General features: G+C 39.2%; 12 protein-coding genes. 5 read left to right on the top strand and 7 right to left on the bottom strand.

The genetic code is table 11. The annotated features are described in order from the left end of the window. Window positions 1-8: 8 nt before the first annotated feature. From BMW36_RS03330 to BMW36_RS03310, 4 genes are all read right to left on the bottom strand, one after another. On the bottom strand, window positions 9-491 hold the full coding sequence (locus tag BMW36_RS03330) for a hypothetical protein (RefSeq protein ID WP_089739019.1): 483 nt from the start codon (window positions 489-491) through the stop codon (window positions 9-11). Window positions 492-746: 255 nt separating this feature from the next. Then, a complete protein-coding gene (locus BMW36_RS03325; RefSeq protein ID WP_089739017.1) occupies window positions 747-1580 on the bottom strand; it encodes an ATP-dependent DNA ligase in 834 nt (277 codons plus the stop codon). 162 nt (window positions 1581-1742) lie between these two features. Beyond that, window positions 1743-2585, bottom strand: a complete 843-nt coding sequence (locus tag BMW36_RS03320) for an alpha/beta hydrolase (RefSeq protein ID WP_089739015.1) — start codon at window positions 2583-2585, stop codon at window positions 1743-1745. Between the two features lie 637 nt (window positions 2586-3222). Beyond that, complete coding sequence (locus BMW36_RS03310; protein WP_089739011.1) at window positions 3223-3468, bottom strand: hypothetical protein; 246 nt, start codon at window positions 3466-3468, stop codon at window positions 3223-3225. Window positions 3469-3702: 234 nt separating this feature from the next. Between BMW36_RS03310 and BMW36_RS03305 the strand changes: the two genes are divergently transcribed. The 5 genes from BMW36_RS03305 (at window position 3703) to BMW36_RS03285 (ending at window position 7946) form a co-directional block, all read left to right on the top strand. Continuing rightward, window positions 3703-4194: an RCC1 domain-containing protein gene (locus BMW36_RS03305; protein ID WP_089739009.1), complete on the top strand. Its 492-nt coding sequence runs from the start codon at window positions 3703-3705 to the stop codon at window positions 4192-4194. 33 nt (window positions 4195-4227) lie between these two features. Beyond that, window positions 4228-5166: a stalk domain-containing protein gene (locus BMW36_RS03300; RefSeq protein WP_089739007.1), complete on the top strand. Its 939-nt coding sequence runs from the start codon at window positions 4228-4230 to the stop codon at window positions 5164-5166. A gap of 72 nt (window positions 5167-5238) precedes the next feature. Further along, the gene (locus tag BMW36_RS03295) at window positions 5239-6081 is read left to right on the top strand and encodes a copper amine oxidase N-terminal domain-containing protein (RefSeq protein ID WP_089739005.1); all 843 of its coding nucleotides are present in this window, start codon (window positions 5239-5241) and stop codon (window positions 6079-6081) included. 61 nt (window positions 6082-6142) lie between these two features. Next, the gene (locus BMW36_RS03290) at window positions 6143-7507 is read left to right on the top strand and encodes an FAD-binding oxidoreductase (protein WP_089739003.1); all 1365 of its coding nucleotides are present in this window, start codon (window positions 6143-6145) and stop codon (window positions 7505-7507) included. Window positions 7508-7541: 34 nt separating this feature from the next. Further along, entirely contained in the window at window positions 7542-7946 is a 405-nt protein-coding gene (locus BMW36_RS03285) for a cytochrome-c oxidase (RefSeq protein ID WP_089739002.1), read from the top strand. A gap of 65 nt (window positions 7947-8011) precedes the next feature. Here BMW36_RS03285 and BMW36_RS03280 read toward each other — a convergent pair whose 3' ends face one another. From BMW36_RS03280 to BMW36_RS03270, 3 genes are all read right to left on the bottom strand, one after another. After that, window positions 8012-10051 carry a LuxR family transcriptional regulator gene (locus tag BMW36_RS03280; protein WP_089739000.1) on the bottom strand — a complete coding sequence of 680 codons (2040 nt, stop codon included), beginning with the start codon at window positions 10049-10051 and terminating at the stop codon, window positions 8012-8014. 186 nt (window positions 10052-10237) lie between these two features. After that, window positions 10238-11908, bottom strand: coding sequence for a glycoside hydrolase family 13 protein (locus BMW36_RS03275; protein ID WP_089738998.1), 1671 nt, complete (start codon window positions 11906-11908; stop codon window positions 10238-10240). Window positions 11909-12117: 209 nt separating this feature from the next. Then, window positions 12118-13143 carry a LacI family DNA-binding transcriptional regulator gene (locus BMW36_RS03270; protein ID WP_089738996.1) on the bottom strand — a complete coding sequence of 342 codons (1026 nt, stop codon included), beginning with the start codon at window positions 13141-13143 and terminating at the stop codon, window positions 12118-12120. Window positions 13144-13235: the final 92 nt, after the last annotated feature.

Raw genomic sequence — 13235 nt, 5'->3', positions numbered from 1 at the left:
GGCTATTTCTATTTCATCAATAAATTACCGCTAAATGTTTCACCTTGCTCATATACTCCATTATGATAGAGCCAATGACTAGTTTTCACCCTATAATAATAGCCTTTTTCTGCGCTCCGCAATATTGAATTATCAAACAATTTTTTATTAGAGTCACTATCTTCATTACCTGACCCCACATATTTCCATGACTTACCGTCCCATTTTTGAAGAAAAAAAGTTATTCCTATGGTGTCTACTTGCTGCTCTGCGTATGTTGTTCCTTCTAAACGGAGACTATCTTTGTCATGAATTGTTAATAGATTCGTGCCATCCAATAGATAATCGTGGTCCGGATCAAATATTCCCTTTATATCAATATCTTCTGGAGGGGGAGGTGTCTTTGCTCCTACTTCAGAAGTATGTTCAGCGTGTGATACATTCGGTAGAGAGACCAAGACCATAAATCCTAAGATAACTGCTGGAATAACTCTAAAAAATATTTTTTTCATATTAATTCATCACCTTCCGTATATTTATTGTCACTTGATTTGACGAAAATGGGAATGCTAGCTATTATTAGTAACAATTAACAGTCCTATTATTATATTTCGACAATTAAATTGAAAACCCTTCTTTAAATTTCTTTTCTTACTGATGACAAGAAGTGCGGAAGATATTTACAATACCGAGTAAGTGATGCCATTGGTTACACAAGTATTAACACAAAAAGCAGAAAAGGCGGATCACATATAGTGTCCGCTTCCTCAAGATACATATTTAACAAATGACGGGATGTGTAATTTACCGTTTTTTGTATAATTTCTAAATTTCACTTGGCATTTAACTTTATCTGGATCAATATAAATAAACTGTTTATTTTCCTTCGTTACCCACTTTGGATAATTTTTATATAGCAATTTTTTAGCTGCAGGAGTCATGAATTCCATAATTCCAACAGGCTCGACTTTATTTCCATCTAATTTTCCTAATAATAATCCGAATTCTTTTTTTCTTAGCCCGATGATAGAAACATCTTCAAATTGATAATTGATCACTTTTAACCAATGGGAAGAACGTTTATTAATCTGATAAGGAGAGTCAGATTTTTTTAAAACAATTCCCTCCAACTCGTTTTGTTTAACCAAATTGAAATATGTTATACCATTTCCATATATCCATTGAACCGATATCACATGTTCAGAAACAGGTAAAAATGAAGATAGTAATTCTTTTCTTTCATAAAGCGGCAGACTAGTAACTTTCTCTCCTTTATAATACATCACATCAAATACTGCATATTGAATAGAATGCAGTGAGTTTTTAGAATGGAATCGAGACATCATCGCTTCAAAGTCGGGCTTTCCATTCGGACCAGGTACAATGATTTCTCCATCTATTATCGTTCCATTTGGAATATCTATATTATGAAGTTCCGGAAATTTCATGGTGACATCGTTGCGGTGGCGTGTATATAGTTTTACTTTATTATCAAATTTAGCAAGAATCAAACGGATGCCATCCAACTTTAATTCCGTTATAAATTGTTCGTTATCAAATGGTTTATCCTCTTTATTCAGTAACATGGGAAATACAAACATAGCTAATCACCTCTACCCTATTTTAACATGATAGATTAAGTTGATATCTTCTCATTACGCAATAACAAAAATTTTTAAACTATGGATTTATAAGGATTTGATAATTAATTACTTATTTAATTGACCTCAAAAAAGAATTTCTATTTTTCTACATAAGGTTATCTACAACCGCTGATCCATCCATTGCAAAATATCTGCTATGGTTGTCTTGTGATAACTTGGATGCAAGATGTGATGAAAGCCGTCATTAAATGCCAGTCGCTTTTTATCAACCTCCAACTTATCCAGAAAGCTCTGAATAATGGCCGGCTGCACAATCGGATCCTTTTCATCGTATACACAAAGCACCGGATAACGGAATGTTGCAGCTTCCGCCAAGGCATTAATCCCATTTTGCAATAATTCAGCCAGCCATTTAGGTGTAATTTCCGCGGTCATATATGGATCATGACGAAGCGCTTTTTCGGGAGGAAGGTATGGTGCCAGCTGCCCCATCCTCCTGATAAGTGACTGCCATTTCATTGGATTAATAGATAAAGCCGGTACAACTCTTGAGGATAGATGCAACATTTTTCTGGCAATTAGAGGAATCTTAAACCTTAATGCCAGGGCTGGTGCTGATAAAATCACGCCATTTGTTTCATTAGCGTGGAGCTGACTGTATCGGATAACGACTAAACCACCGAGGCTGTGGCCAAATAGAAAAACTGGAAGTGCTGCGAATTTTACGGATACCCAATCCATCAGTTTATGTAGATCATCTAAATATTCCTGAAAAGTATTAACATGACCCCGCATCCCGTCCGATTGACCAAAACCTCTTAAATCCGGAGCTACCACTGCGATATCCTGCTTCACGCACTGTTCACTAAGTGTCTGATACCTGCCGGAATGCTCACCCGCACCGTGAACTACAATGATAACAGCTCTGGGGTTGGAAGGTTCCCATGTTTGATAAAAAAGTTGAAGACCGTCTTCCGATTGAAGGAAGTAGCTCGAGTGCATAATCTAACCTCCGCTTTTTTTGATGATAACCTAAGAATCTTGCTCAGGGCTTTATGAAATAGAGGGAAATAAAATCAACCGGGTCTTCGGTGTAGACCAGCCACTGCTATTACTGACTGACCCGGATTTGAAGACAGTGGAAAGGAGACTTCGTATACATTAACCAGTACGATCCTAATTAACCTGTATCCATTCAGAATCAGTTGTGAACTTAGTTTATATAAGAAAGATCAAACTATACTCTTCTACCGGGAATTTGAATTTGGAAATGTTTTGTTAGCTATCAAAAGGGAATGTTATTATCAGCAATCTTTCTATAAGAATACAATCTTTGAAAGGTTATAAAACTTCCAGTAAAGGTGATTAAATGTTCAAATCGAAAAAGGTTAACAATGCTTTAAAACTGGGGCTGCTCTGGCTCCTATATATTACCCTTCTTTATATTTTTATTAACACGAACCTTGAGGGGACTTTGCTAATGGCGGCTTTCGTTATTACCACTCTGGTATTTGTAGCAGCAACTGTCTGGTTTGTTCGAAAAGTCATTAAGAAACCAGGCTATCGTGAAGGAAAAGAAAGATAGAACATAAAAAAGCTACCTATCTTCGTTGACAGGTAGCTTTTCTCATTCCTATTCCTACTCAAATAAATCTGACAAATCGACTTGAATACCTTTTTCATTTTTCCGTTGTTCGTTACGCAATTCCTTTGCCACTTTACGATATTCGATTTCTTCGTCTGTTAAAAATTCATACCCCGCGCCATTACAGCTCGAACAAATAAACGTTTCCTCTGCCGGATTTCTGTGGATATCTTCATGTATTTCCGTAAAAGCACCCTTCCCCTTACAGGTAGTGCATGTTGTCATCGTTACGTTTGCCATACTTCATTCCCGCCTTTTTTCATCAGTTTAATTCTATGTTCTATTCAGAAACCTTATGGTATCATTATCGGTATTTTTCACGAAAAAGTGAATACACCTTCAGAATGGCCCACTTTCAAAAAGTATACCAGGGTATAATAGGAATCATTTTTATAGAATTATACAATAAAACCATGTTGATTCCTACGCGGGATCCTGATCAAATCTAATAAAAAAATATACAGGAGTGGTTTTATGAAGTGGAGAAAAAAATTAGCTGCAGGAGCAACAGCAACAATGCTTGCAACAAGTTTGTTTGTTGTTAATGCAGAAAGCGCGGATGCAAAAACGTTACTTAACCCTAACCAGTACGTTTCTGCCTTAAATGATAATGTAGTCGGTCATGCGATTACTGAATCCGGCGAGTTATTCTATTGGACGAAGTCAGAAGGCCCGGCCAATATCGGATTAGATGAAATAAAGGATGTAGCAAATGCAGCAGGTTATAAAATTGCCTTAACACATGACGGGGAAGTATTCGGCTGGGGCAGTAATCAAACAGGCGGCCTAGGACCCAATGTCCCTGTTTATGAAAGTGAACAGTCCCAGAAATTTCATTCGATCGCACTAAACAATGTGGCATCAATCGATGGGTATAATGATGTTACTTTTGCAGTTAAAAATGATGGTACAGTGTGGGGCTGGGGTCGGAGTGATTCCTATGGCAGATTGGCTCAATCCGAGTGATTTCTGCAAACAAGTTCACCAATTCAGCTAGATTTGCAAAATATAGCAGCAGTCGATGTCAGCTATTATACAGCAGCTGGTATGAGTACAAATGGAGAGCTGTATTTATGGGGATATAAACGCCTCATAGGGGGAGATATAACAAACAACGGAATTTATAAACTTCCTGAAGTAAACGATGCCAAAGCTTTCTCTATTGGATGGGAACATTTTGCCTATGTTAATGAAAGTGGTCAGGTATATACGCTGGGGAAAAACGGACTTGGCCAGCTTGGAATCGGATATACGGGAGAGACTGAAACAGAACCACAGCTTGTGGAAGGTTTAACAAATGTAGTGGACGTCTCTGCAGACAAACATTATACCATTGCCCTCAAAGAAGATGGTACGGTCTGGGGCTGGGGTGAAAATAATAATAATGTACTTGGCAGTGGTCAAGGAAACGTTGCTACCCCTAGAAAGATCCAGGGCTTGTCGGATATCATCGCCATTTCCAGTTCGGAATATAACAGTGTTGCTTTAAAGGCAGATGGGTCTGTCTATACTTGGGGAAGAACACAGATCGCCGGCAATAAAGCAACTCCTTATAAAATTCCCGGCTTGAATTTGTTTGATGGGAAGAAAACGGTCCGTGTAACGATAAATGATGTACTCTTCTATTTTGATCAGCCTGCTGTTACATTAAACGGTTCTGCTCTCGTGCCATTACGCGGAATTTTTGAAGCGATAGGCGCAGATGTAAAGTATGAGGCCAAAACAGAAAAAATCCGCGCTACAAAAGACGGTGACCTGATAGAACTGACCGTGGATTCTGACACGGCATTTGTCAATGGCCAAAAGCAAAAGCTGAAGACACCTGCCATTAAAATAAACGGCCGTACGATGGTTCCCTTAAGATTTATCAGTGAAGCACTTGGCGGAACTGTGGAATGGGATGCGGAGTACAGAATAGCTAAAATCTATAATAAATAACCTTAGATTAGTAGCTGGAGCAATCCGGCTACTGTCCCTTTTTCAACCTGATTTAAAGAGGAGGATCCTTGCATGAAGAGAACTTTCCTGACTGCCATCATGCTGATATCTTGTTTATTTATTCTTTTTCCAGGAAGCAGTTTTGCTGTAGATCAAACAGATGATACGTATATAAGAGATGGATTATTATTCAAATCGACAGCATTCCTGCCAATGAGATCTATTTTTGAAGCATTTGACAGTACCGTTAAATGGGATGGAGAAACAAGAACAGTTACCGCCATTAATGAAAACCATACAATTGTCTTAAAAATAGATTCCGATATTGCTCTAATAGACGGGGTAAAAAAGAAGCTCCCCGAAAAAGTGATGATATTTCAGGGTTCCACGATGGTTCCAGTACGGTTCATTTCCGAGACGTTGGGAGCAGAAGTGGAATGGCGTAGTGAATTTAAAGAAGTAATCATAACAAAAGAAGATATGCAGTTTACCATACGTACCTTCCCTACTAAAGGTTATGAAGAGGATGAGTATGGCGTTGCCTACAAAGAGCATCAGATTCAGGCAGTGGAATTTTACAGAGAATATGAAGCGATGTTTGAAAGAATAACAGCTTTCGGAAAAAATCCCGCTAAAAGCGAATGGGATTCCTTCCAGGCAGAGTTTGAAGAGCTGTATAACAACAAATGGGCATTTTACTATATCGATGCTTACGAGGACTATGAATATATTATTTCTGCATCAGAAGTTCAGTATAACATTCTGGAATTTGTTCATTTAATTGACCGTCATGTAAGTGGGGATACTAGTCTTACATCTTACTATGGCCAGGAATATAATTCATTAAAAAATAATATTATACAGGGACTAAACGGATTAAAACATGATATTCACTATAATATTATTCCGAAATAGATAAGCATCACCATTTCCCCTGATCTCAGGGATCAATTTATTTATGAATGGAGGAATTAGTATGGAAAACAACCCGCCATTACAAGTAAGCGGGCAGATTATTTTGCCAGGATATGAACTATACAATGAAAAAAGGAAAGTATGGAATAAATACGTTGACCGCCGCCCTGCTGCTATATTTGAATGCGAGTCAGAGGCTGATGTCATATCAGCAGTAAATTATGCGAACAACGCCAATTTAGAAATCTCCATCCGAGGAGGCGGGCATCATCTTGCAGGCACTGCTGTCTGTGATAATGGCGTCATGATCGACATGTCCCAATTCAGAAAGGTTACGGTTGATGAGAAAAATCGAAGAGTATATGTAGAAGGTGGAGCAACACTGGCAGATGTGGATTTGGAAACCCAAAAATTCGGTTTGGCAACACCAACAGGTACCGTTTCCCAAACTGGTATTGCCGGGCTTGCACTCGGCGGGGGTTTCGGCTATCTAAGAGGGAAATACGGATTAACCTGTGACAATATCGTTGGGGCACGTCTGGTAACAGCAGAAGGTGAGCTGATTACAGTTAACGAGCAGGAGAACCCGGATCTGTTGTGGGCGATCCGAGGGGGAGGCGGTAACTTTGGTGTCGTTACAAGTTTTGAATTCCTACTCCATTCTGTAGGACCAGACGTTTTGGCAATTGATGTGATGTATGACTATAAAGATAGCAGGAAAATTTTGAAAGAGCTGCAGGATTATATGGAATCCGCACCAGATGACATATCTGTCAATCTATCAATAGTAAGGCTTCCTGCTGCCCCCTTTTTACCGGAGTTTCTTCATAACAGGCGAGTGATCACACTGACAGGCATGTATGCAGGCGAGATGAATGGTGAAGAGGATGGTATCATCGCCCCCCTTCTATCACTTGCAGAACCAATCATGGACCATACTGGTTTAATGCCATATACCGAGCTTCAAAAGAAACTTGATCCGATGGTTCCAGACGATGCAAGGCTTGACGGCACCTCTCTATTTTTTAAACATCTGTCAGACGAAACCATTGATATCCTGCTGCAGGATATAGAGCAGGCAGAACTTCCCATGGTAATGGTTCAATTATGGCCATTGCACGGGCAAATGAACCGGATACCGTCTCAAGATACAGCATTTGCGATCAGGGACGCAGGATATTTACTAATAATTGATGGAGAAATATCCCCGGACGATCCAGCTAAATGTTCTGAATGGATGGATTCCATATACAGTAAGTTACTGCCATTTTCCAGCCATGAATCATCGTATGTAAATGGCGTGAAAGTGGATAAAGAGATTACAAGAAAAGCATATCGCCATAACTATGAAAAACTCGTCTCCATTAAAAAGAGGTATGACCCGCAGAATCGTTTTTGTCATAACCATAATATTGACCCTGAGTAAGTAGGCATTTCTCACATGGAAGGAGGTGAATGTTATGGCAGCAAAGTTTTTGAAAATAGCTGTTGTTTACTTTGTAACCGGCGTCCTGTTAGGATTGACAATGGGAATCACTCAGAACTTTTCTTTTACATCCGTTCATGCACACATCAATCTGCTGGGATGGGTCTCCCTGGCCCTGATTGGAGTCATTTACTATTGCTATCCGCAAGCAGGCACGACTTCCCTGGCTAAGGCTCACTTCTGGCTTCACAATTTAGGACTGCCAATAATGCAGGGCGCCTTATTTATCATGCTACTAACAGGGAACCATTCGATGGCAGGAGTCACTATCGCCGGCTCTCTCATGCTCGTAATTGGAGTCATTTTATTTCTTATCAATATTTTTAAAAATGTGAGTGATGTAAAAGATGTTCCGTTCATAAAGAATAACGCCATGTGAATTGAGCCGTACTCTAAAAAATGTTTAGGCAAGGATGTAATATACTTCCCTGCCTTCATTTTTTATTATACGATTTTCATGATCTCATTGATTAGCTGTGACCTGTTTTTTGTACCGGTCTTTTTCAGGATACTGCTGATATGTTTTTTGACTGTAACTTCCGCAACAAATAACTCTTCCGCAATTTCACTATTACTTTTATCATGAAGGATTAATCCGACAATTCTTTTTTCCTGATTCGTTAAAGAAAAAATATCTGCAATCACCTCTAATTTATTATTACTGGAAAAGTTGTTCGTAAATTGCTTTAGATAGATTGCTAATTTCGCACCGCTCACATCAAGTATATAGGTCGGGGAAGGAATGTCCTCACCGAAATCAAAGGAAACCGCATCAGGAACTTCCTCAAACCCAATATCCCCAAGTAAATCCTGAAAAAACTTTATCGGTGTGGATGTGATAATTTTGCCACCGGGAAGGGATAATGTAAATAAATTGTATAATAAATAGGACATTGCTGAAATATCAGCATGGTCAATATAGTCCAGATGTCTAATATACCAGCCGGCACTTTCCTCTGCAGGAACTTTAAAACTATCTAATTCTTCTTCAGATAACTGGTCAAAATATGCTCTGGAAACAGGCTCTGCTGCCAAATATTTTAATGTATCCTGATTGATCGGAACAATAATTGATAAGCCAAGCGTTTTCCCTTGTTTATTTTTTAGCAGATTCGTTGTTTCATATCCCATCTTTTGAATATATTCCGGTCCGACGAATTCCACTTCTTTCTTATTATGTTGCAAGGATGCATAGAAATGATAGGACTTATTAGTAGATCTGTTGAAAAACCTTGCTTCACTTTCTTCAATGTTCTGTTTCTTGTATTTAAAAAATGCTTCTACATCCTGAAAGTTATAAGCCTCCACGGGTTCCAGATACAACGTGCTATCCATTGACTGCTGAAAAAAGGCCGATTGAATGAAGTCATTTTTCAAATGATAAAAAAACTGCGCAATGTCATGCGGCGATCTTGTTTCGATGGTCCTTTTATAATAGTATTCAGCAATCCGCTCGGAAACCGAATGATAATAGTCTAAGTTCCTGTGTTGAAGATCTACCTGAATAGCATCACGGATCAAGTCGTGAATAGCCCAGCCTGTGCTTCTTACTCTTACAAACGATAAAGATATGAGTTTATTAAACTCGTGAAGCGGAATATCTCTGTTAAGAACTGCGGACAGGCTCGACTGGTCGAAACTGTGGAATAATGCGGCAACATAGATCAGGTTATGAGTTTCTTCATCCTCTACCTCTCTGAGCCACCTTTCCGTCAACTCAAGTAAAATATGTGAAGAATCTTCTGAAAGCAATTCGGCAGAAAGCTCCCCTTTTGTAAGCGTTGCAAGAGAGAGTGTTAACGGGTGACCGTTTGTAAATTGCCAAAGTTCTTCTATATGTTTTTCATCCTTTATGTTAAAACGGTTCAGATAGGTGCGGGATTGTTCCAAAGTAAAATCATTTAATTCTATTTGTTTGGCAAGATGACGCCATGCAGCTGATTCAGTCCATTCATTCTTTAACTGCTTTCTTCCTGAAAGAACAACAAGTATATTATCAGGTAATGTCTGGACAAAAACCTGACGGAACCATCTGTCTAAATCATCCATCATTTCATACGTATCGATCGCGATTACCATTCTGCGTTGCTTAGCAATATCATCTAATAGTCTAAAGCAAGTTTGTAAGGAATAAGCTGGTGGAGATTCTAGTGGAGTTTCACTGCTGATTTCCAGCATTTGAATAAGGTATTCCGCAAATCCAGCTGGCGTATGAATATAATCCTGACTGTCCAGTGGAAGAAACAAAACATTCTCTTTTTTGGAAATTCGTGCGAACGCATTCAATAAGTAAGTTTTCCCGATTCCTCCGGTACCAAATATATGAAGGACTTTTAATGAAGGACGGGGTTGCAAAATAAACTCTCTAAAAAGCCGGATTTCTTCTTTTCTTCCAACAAAGTATTCTTCTTCAATTTTACCAACAGAATGAGATGTGTCCTGACTGCTTACCATTACGTCTCTCTTCACGTTAGAAGACATCATAACCTCCCGGAAACATGTATTTAAATATAGTTAATATTAACTAAATTGGTTACTAAAGTCAATGAGTGCCAGTACCCAATTTCCATAGACATTTTTCGACAAACAAAGAACCCGCAGTAGCTTCTGCGGGCTCTTCCGGCAGCCTATTTAGGGATAGGAGCGAAACAGCAGACTCAGTCCTGCTCCTCAGTCCAAATGATATACCCTTGCTTCATAAGGCCTTAATGTTACTGTTTTAATATCCTCTTTCTCATCCACCTCATAGTTGGATATGGCTAATTTCGGAGTAAAAGTTGTTAAATTCTCCGGCAGCCTGAACTCTGTTTTCTTCTCAAACAGATTGATCATTATTAATATTTTTTTGTTATTTAATGTACGTGTGTACGCATAGATCTGATCATCATTATCCAATATTAAATCATAGGTTCCGTAAATGAGCGCTTTTTCTTCTTTTCTTAGCTTTATCATCTTCTTATAGTAATGGTAAATGGAATCCGGATCACTGAGCTGGCTGGCAACATTAATTCGCGAATAATTTGGATTTACCTTCAGCCATGGCGTTCCAGTTGTGAATCCGGCGTTTTGCCTGCCATTCCACTGCATCGGTGTTCTTGAATTGTCGCGGCCATTTTTCCAAATGCTTTGCATAATCTCTTCATGGGACTTTCCTTCTTCTTTTTCATTTTTGTACTTGTTCTTAATTGCCACATCGTTATAGTCATCTATCGAATCGAACTGGACATTTGTCATTCCGATTTCCTGTCCCTGATAGATAAATGGCGTGCCCTGCATAAAAAAGTATAATGTAGCAAGGCCTTTTGCTGATTTGTCCCAAAATTTTTCGTCATTTCCCCATGTGGAAACAGAACGCGGCTGGTCATGATTTTCGAGGAAAAGTGCGTTCCATCCCATACCTTCCAGTCCTTTTTGCCACTTAGTTAATGTTTTTTTCAATGAAGGTAAATCAAGTCCGCCTTCTGCACTATTGCCCCATAAGCCTAAATGTTCAAACTGGAAAATCATATTGAACTTCCCGTTTTTTTCACCAACCCATTCATCTGCCTGATCTACTGTCACACCATTCGCTTCTCCAACTGTCATAATATCATACTTCTTAAATGTTTCTTCCTTTAATTCTTCCAAAAATGCCTGGATTCCTTCCCGGTTCATGTGTCCTTCAAATGATGGCACATATTTTTTCTTTTTCGGGTTTGGCAAGTCCGGAAATCCAGGTACCTTCTTAATATGAGAAATAGCATCAACACGGAATCCGTCAATTCCTTTGTCCAGCCACCAGTTAACCATTTCATACAACTCATGGCGAACCTTTTCATTTTCCCAATTTAAGTCAGGCTGTTTACGGGAAAAAACGTGCATATAATATTCTTTTGTCTTTTCATCATACTCCCAGGCAGAACCGCCAAAGATTGATTCCCAGTTATTCGGCTCTGATCCGTCTCCCTTCCCTTGATGCCAAATATAATAATCCCTGTACGGATTATCTTTCGATGAACGGGATTCAATGAACCATGGATGTTCGTCAGACGTATGATTAATGACAAGATCCATAATTAATTTCATCCCGCGTCGATGGACCGCTTCCAGCAATTCATCGAAATCTTTCATTGTACCAAAGTCCGCCATAATACCTTTGTAATCACTTATATCATAGCCATTATCATCATTCGGAGATGGGTAAACCGGACAAATCCAAATGACATCAATACCTAACTCTTTCAGGTAATCTAATTTCGATATTACCCCCTGAAGATCACCGATCCCGTCACCATTGGAATCCATAAAACTTCGAGGGTATATTTGATAGGCAACTGCCTCTTTCCACCAAACACTCTCCATCAGGTTTCTTCCTCCTTGTTGTCCCATTGCCTCCAACAGTACATAATCAATTCCTTATCTGGAAGTGCACAATACCTTTGCACAAAATGTCAGATATTTTGAATTTCAAGCGCAAACGGTTGCGCTCAAAGCGATTCTTATTCGCCCTTGCCACCACTGGAAGGGTAATAAGAATATCACTGTAAAGCAGACTATCCTGCTGTATCTATTTATAATTCTTTTTTCTTCGTTGACTGACGATACATTATTTTATGTGGAACAATAATTCTTTTTGCGGGTTCATCCTTCGCCTTTACTTTTTCAATAAGGCATCTGGATGCATGAACTCCCATCAGATAAATCTGTATATCAACCGTTGTTAACGGGGGCCTTGTAATTTCAGACAAATAAACATTGTTAAAACTTGCGATTGAGATATCTTCAGGAACATGAAAATTCAGCTGCTCCAGCATATTGATCACACCAAGACTGACAAGATCATCGGCAATGACTAACCCTGTCGGCGGCTGGTCGAGAGAAAATAATTCTTCTACCGCTTTACGCCCGCCAGACTCGAGAAATTCCGTCTGAACTTTATATTCATCCCTTACAGGCAATCCAGCTTCTTTTAGTGCCGTCATATATCCTTCCATCCTGTCAACAGTTACCAGACGCTCCGTCGATCCCCCGATAAAACCGATATGCTGATGTCCCAGATCGATTAAATGCTGGGTGATCTCCCTGCTGGCTCTGACATTGTCATTGTCTACATACGTAATCTGGTTTTCATACGCATATGGCTTACCAACAATAACGAAAGGGAAATTCTTCTCAAACAGAAAATTCGTCACTTCATCATTTGCCCGTGAATAGAGAAGAATAATCCCATCCACTCTGTTGCCAAAGACCATCCGTTTTACTTCTTCAAATTGCTCCTCTTCTGTCCCACCTGTTGAAACGTATAAGGAATATTCCGTCCCATGTGCCACAGAGCCGATCCCTCGTAAAATCTCTGGGAAAAACGGATTTTGCAATGCCTTGTCTGTTGATGATGGCATCACTACGCCGATTGCCTGCGAAGAGCGAACCGCCAGATTACGTGCATTTATATTTGGATGATAGCCCAGTTCTTTCATCGCTTTCCTGACTCGTTTCTTTGTATCTAAACTGATTCTTGAATTATCTGCAATAACTCTTGAAACGGTAGAGGGTGCTACACCTGCTTTTTTTGCTACGTCTTTTATTGTTACTCCCATAATTTCACCCTTTAATGTTAATACCTTAAATATTACTGTATTTCTATTATATGTTAACCCTTACCGATATGAAAATACTTTCGTGAATAATC

The sequence above is a fragment of the Gracilibacillus ureilyticus genome (assembly GCF_900111195.1).
GTDB classification, from domain to species: Bacteria; Bacillota; Bacilli; order Bacillales; family Amphibacillaceae; genus Gracilibacillus; species Gracilibacillus ureilyticus.
The sequence above is the reverse complement of the archived record's forward strand: the minus strand, read 5'-3'. Positions and strand labels throughout refer to the sequence as shown.